6 protein-coding genes, 1 tRNA gene and 3 rRNA genes are annotated in these 19,091 nt (G+C 34.0%); all 10 read left to right on the top strand.

Going from position 1 to position 19,091, the window contains the following annotated elements:
• Nucleotides 1–234 precede the first annotated feature (234 nt).
• Entirely contained in the window at nt 235–2,457 is a 2,223-nt protein-coding gene (locus ACZ5CK_RS09645) for a fibronectin type III domain-containing protein (protein WP_464581597.1), read from the top strand.
• Between the two features lie 11 nt (nt 2,458–2,468).
• Nucleotides 2,469–7,064, top strand: a complete 4,596-nt coding sequence (locus ACZ5CK_RS09640; RefSeq protein WP_464581596.1) for an outer membrane protein assembly factor BamB family protein — start codon at nt 2,469–2,471, stop codon at nt 7,062–7,064.
• Nucleotides 7,065–7,582: 518 nt separating this feature from the next.
• Entirely contained in the window at nt 7,583–9,316 is a 1,734-nt protein-coding gene (locus tag ACZ5CK_RS09635) for an NAD+ synthase (RefSeq protein ID WP_464581595.1), read from the top strand.
• A 4-nt stretch (nt 9,317–9,320) separates the two neighbouring features.
• A complete protein-coding gene (locus ACZ5CK_RS09630; RefSeq protein WP_464581594.1) occupies nt 9,321–10,058 on the top strand; it encodes a hypothetical protein in 738 nt (245 codons plus the stop codon).
• A 13-nt stretch (nt 10,059–10,071) separates the two neighbouring features.
• The gene (locus ACZ5CK_RS09625; protein WP_464581593.1) at nt 10,072–13,029 is read left to right on the top strand and encodes an Eco57I restriction-modification methylase domain-containing protein; all 2,958 of its coding nucleotides are present in this window, start codon (nt 10,072–10,074) and stop codon (nt 13,027–13,029) included.
• 10 nt (nt 13,030–13,039) lie between these two features.
• Complete coding sequence (locus tag ACZ5CK_RS09620; protein ID WP_464581592.1) at nt 13,040–14,068, top strand: potassium channel family protein; 1,029 nt, start codon at nt 13,040–13,042, stop codon at nt 14,066–14,068.
• A gap of 213 nt (nt 14,069–14,281) precedes the next feature.
• Nucleotides 14,282–15,823 (top strand): 16S ribosomal RNA (locus ACZ5CK_RS09615).
• A gap of 48 nt (nt 15,824–15,871) precedes the next feature.
• Nucleotides 15,872–15,947 (top strand) — tRNA-Ala (locus tag ACZ5CK_RS09610).
• Between the two features lie 30 nt (nt 15,948–15,977).
• Nucleotides 15,978–18,892: ribosomal RNA gene (locus tag ACZ5CK_RS09605) — 23S ribosomal RNA — on the top strand.
• Nucleotides 18,893–18,925: 33 nt separating this feature from the next.
• A 5S ribosomal RNA gene (rrf, locus tag ACZ5CK_RS09600) occupies nt 18,926–19,039 on the top strand.
• Together the 16S, 23S and 5S rRNA genes with 1 tRNA gene alongside form the textbook arrangement of a ribosomal RNA operon.
• The last annotated feature ends 52 nt before the right edge of the window (nt 19,040–19,091 follow it).

Genomic DNA, 19,091 nt, shown 5'->3' with positions numbered 1-19,091 from the left:
CTACCACCTCCATTTATTTTTCCATCTTTTAGACCGTTTAAAAAAGATAATGTTCAAATTTTATTATACTATAAAAACTTAAAATATTCTTAAAAATTCCATTATTTAAATATTGAATAAATTATAGTATTTTTTAATTATATTTATATATTTGAAAAAATTAACTATTTTATTAAAGTAAGTAAAAGAAATAGTCGATAAAACAAAAAGGAGAAGTGGAGGTGATACTGAAGTATGAAAAAATTAATAATGATGATAATTTTGGTGTTAACAGTAATACTTACATCTTGTGTTTTTCTACCTGATAATAAAAATTTAGATTTAAAAATTAAATTTGAAGATAATTTTATCGAACTATCATGGAATCAAATTCCTGCTGCAGAAAAATATGAAATATACAAAAAAAACAAAAATGACGAAAATTATAAATTAATAAAAGTTATAAATTCTAATAAGATCACGAAATATGCGGATTATGATTTTAATCCACATCAAACTTATATATATCAAATAATGTATTATAAAAATAATTTTGTTTCAGATCCAGTGGAAGAATCTATTGAAATACCAAATAGATTACCCTCTAAAGTAACGGTTATTTTTCCAATAAAAGATGCTAAAGTATCACCTGATAATGTAAATATAACCTGGAATTCATCAAAAGATGAGGATAATGATGATTTAGAGTATATATTAATAATAAAAGAAAATAATGTAGTTATAAAATCAGATAAGGTTAAAGATACAAAATATACAATAAATTTGAAATATGGAAAAACATACTCCCTTAGAATAGATGTTTCTGATGGGTATGAAATAGTAAAAGGTGATGAGATAACATTTAAAACACAAGATCCACCAAAAACTTTAGAAGCACCACAATTAACTATTTCTTCCTATTCAACATCAACAATAAATCTTCAATGGAATCAAATTAATAATGCAACAGGATATGAAATATATAGGAAAAATAATGATAAGTATGAATTTCTCAGTAAAACAAATGAAACAGAATATACAGATAAAAATTTAGAAAGAAAAAAAGAATATTATTATAAGATTAGAGCTATAAAAGAAGAAAATAATGATATAATAGCTGTTTCAGATTATTCAAATGAAGTATCTGCTACTACAATTAATAATCCTCCAGAAAAACCAGAATTAATATATCCATCAAATAATGCAACTGGAATAGATTTAAATATTCAATTGAAATGGAAATCGTTAGATGTAGACGGAGATAAAATAACTTATACAGTTTATTTTGGCGAGAATAAAAATGATGTAGAAAATAAAGGAGAAAATTCTAAAATTGCGGAAAATCTTGGAAAAACAGAATATTCTCCAACTATTTATATAAATAAAACATATTATTGGAAGGTCGTAGCGACAGATGAATATGGAGATTCTTCTGAATCTGAAGTATGGAGCTTTACAACAAAAAACATAGAAAATGCAAAACCTACTTTAAATATTCCAGATCAAGAAATGAGTGAAAATTCCACGTTGACAATAAATTTATCAGATTATGCTTCAGATGAAGATGGGGATAGCCTCACATTTAGCCTTATATCAGGTCCAGGTACAATAGTTACAACAGATGATGCAACTAATTATGAATATTATGCTGATTATGAGGCTTCAGGAATGCATGAAGTAACCATAAGGGTTAGCGATGGATATGAATATACAGATTCAATATTTGAAATTATAGTAACTAATGTAAATAGAAAACCTATAATTTTAAATCATAATGTTGGCCCAGAAGCTAAGTATAGCGGAATTGAAATAAAAAATGTAGTTTTAAATTGGGAAGTTAATGATCCAGATAATGATAATTTAAAATATATATTATATTTTAGTGATGATAAAACAAAAGTAGAAAATGAAAGTGAAGATGTAAAAATTGTTGATAATTATGAAAGTAATAATTATAACATTGAAGCAGTATTAGATTATCAAACAACATATTATTGGAAGATTATTGCGACAGATGGAGATTTAGAAACAAAAAGTGATATTTGGATGTTTACAACAAAAGAAGAACCTGCAATTTTAAATGTTGAAGATACACAGATAGCATTAAATAATAGTAATTATGTAAATATATTTTTGAGTAAAGGAAATGATGTTGGAGGATTTTCTTTTAAGTTTATATATGATCCAGAATATTTGGAAGTGGATACCTCAAAAGGAAAAAATGGTGTAGTATGGAACTTTGATGAAGAAAATATATATTTTGAAAAAGTAACCTTGGGAGATAATTATATAAAAATAAATGTTGTTTTTAATGATTCTTATTCATCATATGATGGTGATTTATTGAAAATATATTTAAAAGGAATAAAAGTAGTAGATAAAACAATTGTAAGATTTTCCGATGCCTATGGCGTACATGATTCACCAGATGGGTTTGAGATAGATTGTAGTGATATAGGGCAAATAAAAATTTATTAGGAGGGATGATTATGAAAAAGAATTTTTTGTTTGTTATAACAGTTTTGTTGGTTATGATTTTCTTATCAGGATGTCTTACAAAAGAAAAAAACTTAAGTTCAGTAAATTCACAAAACGAAAATGATAAAATTTCGTTTTTAAACACAAATGAATTTGTTGAAGTAAAAGATAATGGAGATGTAGTATTAAAGAAAAGTTTAAAAGGGTTAGAACTTCAAATTTCAGGAAATGAAAATGAAGACTATATAATTGAAAAAGATATTTTAAGTATGAAAGATAAAAAAAGAAATAGTATAATGCTCGCTAAAATTGGAATTCCTTTTAAAAAAGGAGACATTTTACTTAAATTAAAGAAAAAAGTAGATTTAAAAGTTATTTCATATGCTCCAATAGATATTGATAAAACAAAAGTGAGTTCAGAATCTATTCAAGACGGTTTATCAATTATAGATGAAGAAATGAATAAAGATGGATATGGAGAGGTAACAATATATGCAAAAAATATTATGGGAGTAACAAATTTAAATTTAGTAATATCTTATGATAAAGATTTATTAGAAGTTGATCAATACAGAGGAGAAAAAGGAGTATATTCATTTCCTGTTGTAAGTGGTAGTAGTTTAATTATGATTCCAACAATTGATGAAGAAAATGGTGAAATAGAAATAAATCTTTCAACAATAAATGGCGAAGAAATAGATTTGGAAGATAATGAAATCTTTAAAATTTATTTTAAAGCAAAGAAAGATGAAAATGGTAAGGGTAAAATAGGTATTAGTAGAATACAATTTGCCAACGATCCTAATTCCGGCGAAGAAAGAAGCATTGTAATATCTTCATCAGGGAATGTAAATTTTTATGATGGAGAGTTAAAATTAAGAGATCCTAAATTATTAGGAGATTTTAATAATGATGGAGTTGTTGATATAATTGATGTAAAAGATTTTTCGAATTATAGTAATGTGAAAGAAGGAGATACATCATATAGTGAAGATTATGATATAGCACCAGCATATAATTTATATAAAAAAGAAGGTTGGGAGGATATTTATGATTCAGCCTTTGCTGATGGTTCAATAGATATTAATGATTTCTCTGTTATCGCTGCTAATTTTGATAAAGCAGAACCTAATAATGTGCCACTTGAACCTATAGCTGTAGATCCTGAAAATAATGACGAATCTACGATTCAACCTGTGTTAAAATGGTATTCTGAAGATCCAGATGGCGATACATTAACATATGATTTGTATTTTGGTGAATCAGATGATAATTTAACATTACTTGCAACGAATCTTACATTTTCATCTGATGTGGTTCCAAATTATGATATAACAAAGAAATATGATAAATTAGAGAATTCAACAGATTCTTTAACAAAAACATATTATTGGAAAGTTGTTGTAACAGATAGTAGAGATGCAACAACAGAGAAAGTTTTTTCATTCTATACAGAAAAACAATCAAATCTTAAACCATCAGCTACAAGTATAGAAGATCAAGAAGTATATGAAACAGAAACATTAACATTAGATTTATCTCAATACTTTGAAGATCCTGAAGGTGATGAAATATATTATGGTAGAGATGAAGAAAGTGAATTAAAATCAGATGATGGTTTTGAAGTATCTACAGAAGGAACATTAACCTTTACTCCTGATTATGATATGGTAACAGATGGTGATTCTGTAACGAAAAAGGTTGTTGTAAAAGCATGGGATAATGAACATATAAATGATCCAACAAAAGTTGAATTTTATATAACTATTAAAAATAAAAATAGATTACCAGAATTTGTAACAAGTGTATTTTCACCAGCATTGATAAATGGTAATGGTAGTTCGATAGATACAGAAAATATTAATTTTAATTGGAATGCTACAGATGATGATGGTGATACTATAACTTATTATTTTTATTTTGGAACATCACCATCAAATTATGATTTAGTAAATGGTATAGAAGAAACACCACCTTATACTTATAATGAAAGTACTCTTGATGAAGGCACTACATATTATTGGAAAGTAGTTGCAAAAGATTCAAAGGGTGGTGAAACATCTAGTAAAGTATTAACCTTTACCACAAGAGGATATAAAAATGGTGGTCAAAAATTAGTAAAAGATGTTGAAAATCCCATAAGAACTGGTATTATATTCTCACCAAATAGCGTTATTTACTTTGGTGCAGATGATGAAAGTGGAGGAAAATTATATGCAATTAAACCAACAGGTGAAGATTATAAAGAACCATACGTAGTTGATAGTCCAATAACAACAACTCCAGCAGTTGATAATGATGAAAATGTTTATTTTGGAACATTAGAAGGGAAATTATATTCTATTAATAATAATAATACATCTAATTGGGAATACATTATAGGGTCTCCAATATATTCTTCGCCTGCAATAGGAATTGATACTATATATGTTGGATCAACAGATGGTTATTTATATGCTATAGATAAGAATAACGGAGAATTAAAATGGAAGTATTTAGCAGGAGGAAAAATAAAAGCAAGTCCAATTTTAGATAATGATGAAAATATATATTTTGGCGCATATGATGGAAAAATTTATGGTTTAGATAAAAATGGAACAGAATTATTTGATCCAATAACTCTAAATGCTCAAGCTGAAGAACAAGTGGTGGCGGCAGGGGCTATTAATAATACAAATAAAAAATTATATATAGGAACATTAGCAGGGAAGATATATGTTATAGATATAGATTCAACAGGTGGAAATTATGGGAAAATTGAAGCTTCATATGATTTAGAGTCTTCTATAAAATATTCGCCAGTAATAGGAAGTTTTGATATTGTTTACGTTATTACTCAAGAAGGTGAAGTTTTTGCTTTGAAACCCGATTTAAGTGGTAAAGAAACTACTAAATTATCAAATGGAGAATATGATGCAAAAATAGAACCTGCAGGACCAATTTCTCTTGGTGTAAAGGGTTCAAATGATATATTATATGTTCCGTTATCCAATGGTAAGATTTATTCAGTAAAAGATGATGGAACATCCAGATGGGTGTTTGGCGATGCTCAGAAAGCAATAAGCGGTAGTGTTGCAATAGGTAAAGATGGGAATATTTACGCAGGATCTTTAGATAATAAATTTTATGTAATATATGATTCTCAAAATGAAGGCATTGCTGAAACAGAATGGCCTGTGTTTAAAAGAAATAGTGCAGCAACAGGTGGTAACAGACCACCTAAAAAACCATATAATTTATCTCCAGAAGATAAATCAGGTAAGGTGGATCCGACAGCAGATAAAACAATAAGTTGGAAATCAAAAGAATATGATGGAGATACTGTTTCATATGATGTTTATTTTGATGAAAATGAAGATCCGAGTGCAGTGGTTTCTCCGAATCAAGCAGATGAATCATATACTATTCCTAATGCTAATATGAAATATGGTCATAAGTATTATTGGAAAGTGGTAGCAAAAGATGACAATGGAGCAGAAATTTCAAGTGATATATATTCCTTTACAACTAAAACTCCGTTGATTTTAGGAAAACCTGGAAATGCAGGAGTTTCTGAATCAATGATTGTAATAGGTGATATAAGTGAAAAAGATTCTCCAGAGCAAATAACATCAGATGATATAAATGATAATAATGCTAATGCTAATGATTCTGAAATGAATGATATAAAAGTATATGGAAATTATGCGTATGTTGCTGCAGGACCAGATGGATTAGAAGTAATTGATATATCTAATCCAACTGCACCTACACATGATAGTGCAATTAGTGATGATGGTGGAGGAAATAATTTTGATACACAATATGTAGAAGTTGTAGATGCAGATGATGATAATGATGTAGATCTTGCTATCTTGTTAGATTCAGATAATACTAATCTTGGTTTAGTGACAGTAACTTTAACTGATGGTACTAATCCTGTTTATCATAATAAAGATAATACAGGTTTATCAAATGATGTTAGAGGATTAGCATATAGCAACGGTTATGCTTATGTAATAGATGGAACAAATGGATTGGTAGTATTTCAAGTTGATAATAACGGTGATATTACACATAAAACAACTTATGATTATTCAACAGATTCTGATTATACACCAGGAAATGGAAATTTAGATCCAAAAGATATTTCAATTGATGGTGATTATGCGTATATAGCAGATGGTGAGAATGGACTTGTAGTAATAGATATTTCTACCCCAGATAATCCAGACGTAGTAGATGTTTATGATTATAGTGACGATGATACAGATTCTGATAATACAGAAGATGCAATAGCTAATACTATATACTTAGCTAATGGAAATGCTTATATTGGTTATATGGATAACGATAATAATGATGGGGTTGTTGTAAATTATGTAATAACAATAGATCTTTCTGATCCAGAAAATCTTGATTCGTATAATAATACAAATACTATTTCAAAGATAGATATAGGTGATGGAGCTACAGAAGAAATATATGTTGATGGTGATTATATATATGTTGCTGCTGGAACAGGTGGTTTAAGAGTATTGTCATTAACAAAAGAAGCTGAAATTGGGTCTGGAACAAACGATGATATGGATAATATTGTAGCAATAGGTGGAATTTGGACAGAATAATAATAGAATATCAATCCCCCGATTTCGGGGGATTTTAAATTATAGACAAACCCTACATTTAAATACAAAGTATTTTCAAAAAATAATAATTATTAATATGGAAAATTCTAAATCCTCAAAATTGGAATCAAAATAAAACTCATTCAAACGCTTGATTGCTAATCTGAAAAAATGAAGAAAATTATAAAATAATGTTCTTCACCAGGTGAAAATTCTAAATCCTCAAAAATTCTCATTTTGCAGGTCGTGTCAAACTCACATCCGTGTTCGGTTTCACTCAATTTTGCATCCATGCAAAATTGACCTGCTTCATTCGAATTTTCTCGGGAATTTTCAATGGTTCAGCACATTATTTTTATAAGTTTTCTTTACGAAAAACAAACAATTTTCGAGTTTTCATTCGTTTTATTTTTGAATTCCAATATTTTTTTAGAAAATACTTTATCGACAGTTTGCAATCCCCCGATTTCGGGGGATTTTATGTTATAATATTAAAAAAAGAAAAAGAGGTGAGTGAGATGAGATTAAGAATAGGTCTTGCACAATTAAATGCACATGTAGGGGATTTAAATACTAACTTTGAAAAAGCAAAAAAGGCATTGGATTTATCAGAAAAAGAAAAGGCGGATATATTAATATTTCCAGAATTATTCTTAACCGGATATCCACCAGAAGATTTAGTTTTAAAAACCGGTTTTTTAAGTGATTCAAGAGAATATTTAAATAAATATATAGAATATTCAAAAGGGAAAAATACAATTTCTGTCATGGGGAATCTTGACTTTAAGGTTGATGCTTATAATACAGCATATATAATATATAATGGCAAAGAAGAAGCAAAATATCATAAAATATACTTACCAAATTATTCTGTTTTTGATGAGAAAAGATATTTTTCTCCAGGGAATAGTCCATTATTGTTAGAAATGAAAAACGGATTAAAAATTGGTATAACAGTTTGTGAAGATATTTGGGTTCCTAATGGACCAGCAGTTGATCTGGCGGAAATGGGAGCACATGTAATTATAAATATTTCTGCTTCACCATATACAAAAGGTAAGCCAAAAGATAGATTAGAAATGTTAAAAACCAGAGCTTCTGAACTTTCAACATGGTTAGTATATGTGAATCATGTAGGAGGTCAGGATGAAATAGTTTTTGATGGTGGAAGTGTAGTTATTAATCCATTTGGTGAAGTTGTTCATTCATTACCTTTATTTGAAGAAAAAATAGATTTTATTGATATTGATCCTATTTCATCCACAAGGGCTAATTTAAGAGAAGGGAAAAGAAGACATCTTATATATGACACTCATAATGTAGAGACACAAAAGATAGATAAGATCATAAAAAGAAAAGATAATATTTTAAAAGGTAATAAAAAAATATTTTTATTAAATAAATATGAAGAAATATATAACGCTTTAAAATTAGGATTAAAGGATTATATTCATAAAAATGGATTTTCAAAGGTTGTTTTGGGATTAAGTGGTGGAATGGATTCTGCTTTTGTTGTAGCATTGGCTGCAGATGCTTTTGGTAGTGAAAATGTTTTAGGAATATTAATGCCTTCGCAGTATTCATCAAAGGGGAGTATAGAAGATTCGTTATTACTTGCGGAAAATTTAGGTATAAAAACAGAAACTATACCAATTAGAAGGACTTTTGAAAGTTTATTAAAAGAACTGAATGTAGCATTTAAAGAATTGCCAATGAATGTGGCAGAAGAAAATATACAGGCCAGAATTAGAGGAACTATAGTAATGGCTTTTTCAAATAAGTTCGGTTATATTGCTCTTGCAACTGGGAATAAAAGTGAAGTTGCAACGGGATATGCTACATTATACGGTGATATGGCAGGCGGATTATCTCCTATAAAAGATGTATATAAAACAGAAGTGTATAAATTAGCAGAATATTTTAATAAAATCAAAGGTGGATGGGTTATACCTGAGAATATCTTTACTAAAGCTCCATCAGCTGAATTACGTCCAGATCAAACGGATCAGGACAAATTACCACCTTATGAAATATTGGATGCAATACTTGAAAGATACATAGAGTATGAAATGAGTATAGATGAAATAGTTGAAGATGGATATGATAGGGAAACTGTAAAATATGTAATAAAGTTGGTTGATTTAAATGAATACAAAAGACGTCAGGGAGCACCAGGAATTAAAGTTACCCAAAGAGCTTTTGGTAAAGATAGAAGAATGCCGATAACAAATGGTTATAAAATCTGGAGGTAATAAAATGAATAATAAAGATTTATTGAATAAAGAAGAAAGAAAAAAAGGCGCTAAATCTTTAATAATAATATTTAGTATAATGTTTTTTACTTATTTAATTGTATGGTTTGTTTGGACGAAGTATGAAGGACTTTTAAATGAATTTAAAGTTTTACCAACATTGCAAATAGAAAAATCTGATTGGGTAAACATTTACTCAAATAAAAAAATATTTGAGACAAGTAAAGGTAATATAGAAGTTGATAAAATAGATGAAACCAACTATGTTATAAAGTATAAAGACAAAGTTTTTCATGAAAGGGCATTTAGATATTTTAATGTTAGGGAATTTGATAATGCGATATTAATATCATTTCCGTCTTTTTTTATGAGAGGAATAAAAAATATCCTTATAACCAATAATACTGTTTATGAATTTTTTAAAATTCCAATAGATTTACAGGATGAATATGATGAGATTTTTGCTCAATATTTGATTGGTAAAAATAAGGAAATAAATTTTTCAGATTTGCCAATAAATTTAAAAAATAGAATTAAGAATGGAAAAATAACAATTAATTCTAAATATACGAGATTTATATTAGAAGATATAAATAAGGTTTATAAACTATCAGAAGATTCATATTTATTTGTTAAAAATCCAAAAGCATCTAATTATATAGAATATTATTATATTAATGCAGAAGAAGAAAATAGAGAAGAAAAAAATTATATATTAAGAATGTTTTTAATGGAAAAATAATTGGGGGATAGTTATGTATGAAAATCTTAAAGATACTATACAAAAAATAAAGAAAATCGTAAAAGGAAGTATAGATAAAAAACTAAATGATATGGGCTTTTTAAAAGATGAAAAATTATTTAAAAAGAAATTTGTTAAAAAAGATGATGAAATGTATAATATGCTATTTGAAATGTTTTCAGATAATTATGAAGTTCAAAGAGAAAAATATATAGAAAATTATACATTTAATTATTTAAATAAGATTTTGGCACTAAAAATTTTGATAGAAAAAAATATTATAAATAAAAATAGGAATATATTTGAATTAAAAAAATATATTCCAGAGCTTTTTGATGACATATATAATATTGATATAGATAAAGAGGTAAATGAGAATATATTTAATGAGATAAATAATGTTAAACATTGGAAAAAAGAGGATATACTTGGATGGGCCTATCAATATTATAATTTAGATGAAAATAGACCAAAATTATTTGAGCAATCACAATTCTATACCCCAGAGTGGATAGTTGAATACCTTGTTGATAATACTCTCACAAAATATTATTGTGAAATATACGATGATGTTGAAATAGCAAATAAGTATAAAATAATATATGAAAAAAGAGATACAGAAAAAAAACTTGAAGAATTTAAGATTATAGATCCGGCATGTGGTAGCGGACATTTTTTAATAAAAGTATATGATAGATTGAAAGAATTTTATGAAAGACAGGGTTATAATAAAAAAGAATATATAAAAAGTATTATAGAAAAAAATATATATGGTATGGATATTGATGAAAGAGCAATTGAAATAGCAAAAATAATATTAAAGATAAAAGCATTAGAAGATGGATATGAAAATGATTTTAATTTTAATCTCGTATCTACAAATTTTGAAATGATAAATTCTGAAGATATAGAAGATATAGAATTAAAAAATGTATATAATGTAGTTAAAGAAGATCTGGAAGGATATAAAATATTAGGTAGTTTGATAGTGTTGAGCAATAAATCAAAGAGAAAAATATTGAGTTTACAGAATAGAAATACCATACCAATGTTTGAAGAAAAAACGCATTTAGAAAGATATTATTTGGAAAAAATAAAAAAATTTTTTAAGATTTTGGTTAATAAGTATGATATTGTGATTTCAAATCCGCCATATACAGATTCACATGATTATACACCAGAATTACGAAAATTTATTAGAGAAAAATATTTTGATTTTAGAAAGAATTTATATGCTACTTTTATTAAAAGGAACTATGAATTTTTAATTGAAGACGGTTTACTTGGAATGATTACTCCTCAAACATTTATGTTTATTAGCAGTTATGAAGAATTACGAAAATTTATTATAAAAAATATGTATATAGAAAACCTTGTTCATTTTGGCTTGGGTGGAGTATTTGAAGATGCCATGGTTGATACGGCGATGTATGTTTTTAGAAAAACAAAAGATAACGTTAATAAAGGTATATATATAGATCTTAATGAAATTCCATATAATAATAAAAAAACAGTATTATTTGAATCAATAAAAAAAATATATAATGGGGAAAAATCTCAATATATATTTGAAGAAAGTCAGAAAGAATTTACTAAAATTCCACGATCACCATTTGTCTATTGGATAAATGATGAGATAAAGAAAATATTTGAATATGATAAATTAATTAAATTTGCAGATGTGAGGCAGGGTATAGCAACTGGTGATAACAAAAGATTCTTAAGGTATCACTGGCAAGTCCCTAAGGAAGAAATAAGTTTTAATCATAAAGTTGATAACAAAAAATGGGTTCCTTATGCAAAAGGAGGACCATATAATAAGTGGTTTGGTAATTTGTGGTGGGTTATAGCATTTGATGATGAAAATTATAATATTTTAAAAAATATGGGTAATCACCTACCAAATAAAAAATATTATTTTAAATCTGGAATAACTTATTCTATGACTACATCAAAAGGTCCAACTTTCAGAATACTTCCCGAAAATTTTCTTTTTGATTGCAAAGGAAGTAGCATTTTTACAGATGATGAAAATTTTAAATTTGCATTATTAGGTTTTTTAAATAGTAAATTAGCTTTTTATTTGTATAAATTTATAGCAGGAAGTGTTGATTTGGAAGTGGGGGATTTAAAACATTTACCTATTTCTAATAAATTGATAAAAGATAGTAAAAAGAGAAAATTATTAATTAAATTAGTAAAAACAATAATTCTTATAAAAAAGCAAAATATAGATATTTCTCCTTTAGAGCTACATTATAAAGGCTCCCCATTGCATCAATTTAAAAATGGTGAAATAAAAGAAAGATTATATAATATAATTATATCAAAAGATATATTAGATACTTATATATTGCTGATAGAAGCATTAATAGAAAAAATTATTTTTCAAATTTATAAATTAAAAAACAATGTTATAAAAGATATATTTAATAGTGAAGGTATTCCAGTTGGTTGGATGACTGTAATAAAAGATGACAAAATTCAGTCATTAAAAAATTTATTAAAAACTGAGTATTTGGAGGAATTTAGTATAAGTAAGAATGATGTTGAGGAGATAGAAAGTGAAGTGTATAAATTTTTAGGTTATTTGAAGCATGAAAATAAGATATTAAATAAAGAAGATATAAAGAAATTATATTATAAGAAAAATAGAAATGCATATGATAATGCAATAGAAAGAGCATCTTATGCAGGAAATGCAAATCCGATTAATATATTTAATACTCTCAAAAATGATATAATATTTTCTAAAAATTACAGAGTAAATAGAATTCTTTTTTTAGCAATTAATGAAGAATACATTAAAAATAAGGGTAGTTATAATAAAATTAAAATTGAATTGGAAGAAATTGGATTAAACGAAAATATTATAAAAAAATATTTAAAAATATCATTAAAAGAGTATCTTGAAAATAAATTTTTAAAGGAACAATACTCATATTATAAAAATACATATCCATACATTTAGGAGTGGAATTATGGAAGAATATAGAAGAATATTTAAACAAATAACAGTATCTATAAGTATTATATTAATAATATTTCTTGTAGGAATTATTGGATTTATGATTTTAGAAAAGTGGGACTTTTTTACAGCTTTTTATATAACGGCCATTACTTTATCTACTGTTGGGTACGGAATGCCAGATAATATTTCCCATGCAACTATAATATTTGATACAATTTTGATTTTTTCTGGTATTTCTGTTGTGTTATATTTGATTTCTTCGTTAACAGCATTATTAGTAGAAGGGGATTTTAATAAAATTGGAGGGGGGCTAAAAATGCTTAAAAGGATTGAAAATATTAAAGATCATTATATAGTTGTTGGCGGTGGAAAAACTGGAAAATACATCATAGATGATTTTATTAAAAACAATATTCCATATATAATAATTGAAAATGACCAAAATAAGATAGATAAGCTAATAGAAAAAGATGAATATAAAAATATTAATTATATAATTGGTGATGCAAAGGATGAGGATATTTTATTTAAAGCTAAAATAACTGAAGCAAAAGGATTGTTGTTAACGCTTCCTGATGATGTTGATAATTTATATATATCATTAACAGCTAAAACATTAAATCCTTCACTTTATGTAGTATCAAGAGCTAATAGTTCTGAGGAATTACGAAAATTATTATATGCTGGTGTAGATAATGTAATTTTGCCACCAGAAATAACAGGTAAAAGAATGGCTTTAATGATATCGAAACCAAATGTTTTATCTTTTATAGAAAGTACTCAAATGGATTTTGGAGAAGAGTTTGGATTTGCAGAGATAAGAATACCAGAAAATAGTTGGATGGTTGGAAAAGAATTAGGAGAATTAGAGTTATCTAGATCATTAGATATTATAGTAATGGCAATTAGAAGTAAGGGAAAAGCTCAATACAATCCGAAATCAAATTATAAAATAAAAGCAAGGGATTCTCTAATGGTTATAGGAAATAATGAAGATATAGAAAAACTAAGGAGATATGTAATAATGGCGGAAGTATAGAAATAGGAAAAGAAAAGGGTTAGGAATGAATTCACGAATGATTAACAAAATTAACGAAGTTGTAAGTTGACAAAGTGAAAGAAAGATGGTAATATATATACTCGGACGCGGACGAAGAGGTCTGCGGGAGAAAAAAGGAAGAAGCTCCTTGACAAGTGAACAGAGACACCCAGCGGAAGTAAGAAGTGAGAGTTAAGATCGAACTCGAAGTCTTGGATGGAGGGTTTGATCCTGGCTCAGGGCGAACGCTGGCGGCGTGCTTAACACATGCAAGTCGAACGAGGAGGCAGTCTTCGGGCTGTAGTACTAGTGGCGAACGGGTGAGTAACGCGTAGGAAAGTGTCCCTCAGACCGGGACAACCACTGGAAACGGTGGCTAATACCGGATAAGACCGAGAGGTGAAAGCGTGCTAAGGCATGGCTGAGGGAGCTGCCTGCGACCCATCAGGTAGTTGGGAGGGTAAAAGCCTACCAAGCCGACGACGGGTAGCCGGCGTGAGAGCGTGGCCGGCCACAGGGGGACTGAGACACGGCCCCCACTCCTACGGGAGGCAGCAGTGGGGAATATTGGACAATGGGGGAAACCCTGATCCAGCGACGCCGCGTGGAGGACGAAGTCCTTCGGGACGTAAACTCCTGAATTTATCGAACAATAAAGTGAGCAGGGAATGGCTCACAGATGAGGGTAGATAAAGAAAAGCCCCGGCTAACTACGTGCCAGCAGCCGCGGTAATACGTAGGGGGCGAGCGTTGCCCGGAATCACTGGGCGTAAAGGGGGTGTAGGCGGTCATCTAAGTCAGATGTAAAAGACCTTGGCTCAACCAAGGAGTTGCGTCTGAAACTGGAAGACTTGAGGTTACTAGAGGGAGACGGAATTACCTGTGTAGCGGTGAAATGCGTAGATACAGGTAAGAAGGCCGGTGGTGAAGACGGTCTCCTGGGGTAAACCTGACGCTGAGGCCCGAAAGCTAGGGGAGCAAACCGGATTAGATACCCGGGTAGTCCTAGCCGTAAACGATGCCCACTAGGTGTGAGCGGTAGTACCGTTCGTGCTGAAGCTAAGGCGATAAGTGGGCCGCCTGGGGAGTACGTCCGCAAGGATGAAACTCAAAGGAATTGACGGGGACCCGCACAAGCGGTGGAGCGTGTGGTTTAATTCGAAGCTAAGCGAAGGACCTTACCAAGGCTTGACATATAGGTGGTACTCACTAGAGATAGTGGGGACCTGGTACTTCGGTACTGGGAGCCTATACAGGTGGTGCACGGCCGTCGTCAGCTCGTGCCGTGAGGTGTTGGGTTAAGTCCCGCAACGAGCGCAACCCTTGCCGTTAGTTACCAGCACGTAAAGGTGGGAACCCTAACGGGACAGCCGCCGACGAGGCGGAGGAAGGAGGGGATGACGTCAGGTAATCGTGCCCCTTATGTCTTGGGCGACACACGCGCTACAATGGTAGGGACAGAGGGCAGCGAGGCCGAGAGGTGGAGCGAATCCCAGAAACCCTACCCCAGTTCAGATTGCAGTCTGAAACCCGACTGCATGAAGCCGGAATCGCTAGTAATCGCAGGTCAGCCACACTGCGGTGAATACGTTCCCGGGTCTTGTACACACCGCCCGTCAAGCCACCCGAGTTGGAAACGCCCGAAGATGGGTAGTCCAACCGCAAGGAGGACGCCTATTGAGGGTGGAGTCAGCGAGGGGGGCTAAGTCGTAACAAGGTAGGTGTACCGGAAGGTGCGCCTGGATCACCTCCTTTCTAAGGAGAAAAGAAGAATGGGTGTCTCTGTTCAGTAGTGAAGGAGTTGGGGTAGTAGCTCAATTGGGAGAGCGTCTGCCTTGCACGCAGAAGGTTAGGGGTTCAAGTCCCCTCTACTCCACCAGCTCATTGACAAGTGCATAGTGAAAGATAAGGTCAAGGTAAAAAGGGCTTACGGAGGATGCCTAGGTGACGGGAGGCGAAGAAGGACGTGGCAAGCTGCGAAAAGCTGCGGGGAGCTGCAAGCGAGCGTAGATCCGCAGATATCCGAATGGGGCAACCCGAAGACCGGCGAGAGCCGGGGCGAACCCGGGGAAGGGAAACATCTTAGTACCCGGAGGAAAAGAAATCGAAAGAGATTCCCTGAGTAGTGGCGAGCGAAAGGGGAGGAGCCCAAACCAGTTAGGTGTAAAAGGGTGCAGCCGTTGCCTAACTGGGGTAGCGGGAAGTAATCGGAGCCAACTGCATGAGGCTCGGGAGTGAAAAATGTATAGCCGAAGTATCTGGGAAGGTACACCGGAGAGGGTGAAAGTCCCGTAGGCGAAATACATAGGAACTCCTGGATTACTCTCCCAAGTAGCGTGGGACACGAGGAATCCTGCGTGAATCAGGGTGGACCACCATCCAAGGCTAAATACTACCCGTTGACCGATAGCGGAAGAGTACCGTGAGGGAAAGGTGAAAAGGACCCCGGGAGGGGAGTGAAAGAGAACCTGAAACCGTAAGCCTACAAGAAGTGGGAGCTCTACGGAGTGACCGCGTGCCTTTTGATTAATGTGCCCACGAATTGCATGCATTGGCGAGGTTAAGCCGGGAGAGGTGGAGCCGAAGTGAAAGCGAGCCTGAAAAGGGCGTGAAGTCAATGTATGCAGACCCGAAGCCAGGTGAGCTATCCATGGGCAGGGTGAAGTTGCGGTGAAACGCAATGGAGGCCCGAACCGGTATGCAGTGAAACGCATTCGGATGACCTGTGGATAGGGGTGAAAAGCCAACCGAACCTGGTGATAGCTGGATCTCCCCGAAACGTGTGTAGGCACGGCCTCAACCAAGAGTTGCGGGGGTAGAGCACTGATAGGCGTAGGGGGGTAACCTCCGAAACTTGTCAAACTCCGAATACCGTAACTTAGTGGTTGGGAGACAGACTGTGGGGGAAAAGCTCCATGGTCGAGAGGGAAACAGCCCAGACCGCCAGCTAAGGGCTCAAAGGGACAGCTAAGTGTGAAAGGTAGTGGACTGCCAGAGACAGCCGGGATGTTGGCTTAGAAGCAGCCATCATTAAAAGAGTGCGTAACAGCTCACCGGTTGAGGCGGACTGCGCCGAAAATGTAAGGAGGCTGAAGCTGTACCCCGAAGCTGCGGAATCTGCGGATTGGTAGGGGAGCATTGTGCAGTAGGGAGAAGGCAATTCGTGAGGAATGCTGGACGAAGCACAAGAGCGGATGTGGGCATGAGTAACGAGAGGAAGGTGAGAATCCTTCCCCCCGAAAGCCCAAGGGTACCTGGGGAAGGGTCGTCCGCCCAGGGTAAGCCGGGACCTAAGGTGAATCCGAAAGGAGTAACCGATGGAAAACAGGTAAAGAATCCTGTGCCATACATGACCGATAGTAAGAGGGGGGACGCAGAAGGCGAAGCCTCGTGAGCAAGTGGCACGCTCATCCAAGCGCAAAGGTCGAAGAAGCTGGTAGGTAAATCCGCCGGTGGAGGCTGAAGCGTGATGGGGAGGACGAAGGTCCAACGAGGTCGTAGCCAGGCTGCCAAGAAAAGCCTCGCTTACTGGGAAATGTATGCCCGTTCCGAAAACCGACACAGGTGGGTGAGCTGAGAAGGCTAAGGGGAGCAGGCTAACCTCCGCTAAGGAACTCGGCAAAATAGCCCCGTAACTTCGGGAGAAGGGGTGCTCCTTGATGTAGGCAACTGCATTGGGGAGTCGCAGTGACAAGGTCCAGGCGACTGTTTACCAAAAACACAGGACTCTGCGAACTCGGAAAGAGGACGTATAGGGTCTGACGCCTGCCCAGTGCCGGAAGGTTAAGGGGAGTGCTGAGAGGTACGAACCGAAGCCCCGGTAAACGGCGGCCGTAACTATAACGGTCCTAAGGTAGCGAAATTCCTTGTCGGGTAAGTTCCGACCTGCATGAATGGCGTAACGATTTGGACACTGTCTCAGCGGAGGGCCTGGTGAAATTACAGACTGGGTGAAGATGCCCAGTACCCGCAGTTAGACGGAAAGACCCCGTGGAGTTTTACTGTAGCCTGACATTGTAACTTGTCATGATATGTACAGGATAGGTGGGAGGCAGAGAAACCTGCTCGCAAGGGTAGGTGGAGCCGCCGGTGGGATACCACCCTTATCATGATGGGTTACTAACCATTGATTGTGAAGAGCAGTGATGGGACAGTGTTAGGTGGGCAGTTTGACTGGGGCGGTCGCCTCCTAAAGAGTAACGGAGGTGCGCGAAGGTAGGCTCATGTGGGTTGGAAATCCACAGGAGAGTGCAAAGGCAAAAGCCTGCCTGACTGCGAGACTGACAGGTCGAGCAGGGTGGAAACACGGTCTTAGTGACCCGGCGGATCCGAGTGGAAGGGCCGTCGATCAACGGATAAAAGTTACCCCGGGGATAACAGGCTTATCGCGCTCAAGAGTTCATATCGACGGCGCGGATTGGCACCTCGATGTTGACTCATCGCATCCTGGGGCTGAAGTAGGTCCCAAGGGTTGGGCTGTTCGCCCATTAAAGCGGTACGTGAGTTGGGTTCAGAACGTCGTGAGACAGTTCGGTCCCTATCTGCTGCGGGCGTAGGAAACTTGAGGGGGGTCACACCTAGTACGAGAGGACCGGTGTGAGGGTACCGCTAGTGAATCAGCTGTTCCGCCAGGAGCAGGAGCTGAGTAGCTATGTACCTGACCGATAACCGCTGAAAGCATCTAAGCGGGAAACGGGCCCCGAGATGAGGTTTCCCACTCTTCGGAGGTAAGGGCAGTTCGAGACTAGGACGTAGATAGGCCGGAGGTGTAAGTACAGTGATGTATTGAGCCGACCGGTACTAATAGCCCGAGGCCTTGACCTTATTAAGTAACTATGCACATGTGAATGAGTTTTGAGGGGTGCAGATACCAGATATGGGCACACGCGGATCCATACCGAACCCGACCGTTAAGCATATCTGGGCCGATGGTAGTATGGGCAATCCATGCGAGAGTAGGTAGCGCCCCTCTTTTTATTTTTCCCCCTGTCAAAAGACAGGGGGTTTCTTTTTATTTCCTTTA

The sequence above is a fragment of the Marinitoga okinawensis genome (genome assembly GCF_055387075.1).
This window is presented reverse-complemented; position numbering and strand designations above follow the sequence as displayed.

Coding starts and splice junctions, on each gene's coding strand:
- ACZ5CK_RS09645 (WP_464581597.1), top strand. CDS start 235: ATGAAAAAATTAATAATGATGATAATTTTGGTGTTAACAGTAATACTT.
- ACZ5CK_RS09640 (WP_464581596.1), top strand. CDS start 2,469: ATGAAAAAGAATTTTTTGTTTGTTATAACAGTTTTGTTGGTTATGATT.
- ACZ5CK_RS09635 (WP_464581595.1), top strand. CDS start 7,583: ATGAGATTAAGAATAGGTCTTGCACAATTAAATGCACATGTAGGGGAT.
- ACZ5CK_RS09630 (WP_464581594.1), top strand. CDS start 9,321: ATGAATAATAAAGATTTATTGAATAAAGAAGAAAGAAAAAAAGGCGCT.
- ACZ5CK_RS09625 (WP_464581593.1), top strand. CDS start 10,072: ATGTATGAAAATCTTAAAGATACTATACAAAAAATAAAGAAAATCGTA.
- ACZ5CK_RS09620 (WP_464581592.1), top strand. CDS start 13,040: ATGGAAGAATATAGAAGAATATTTAAACAAATAACAGTATCTATAAGT.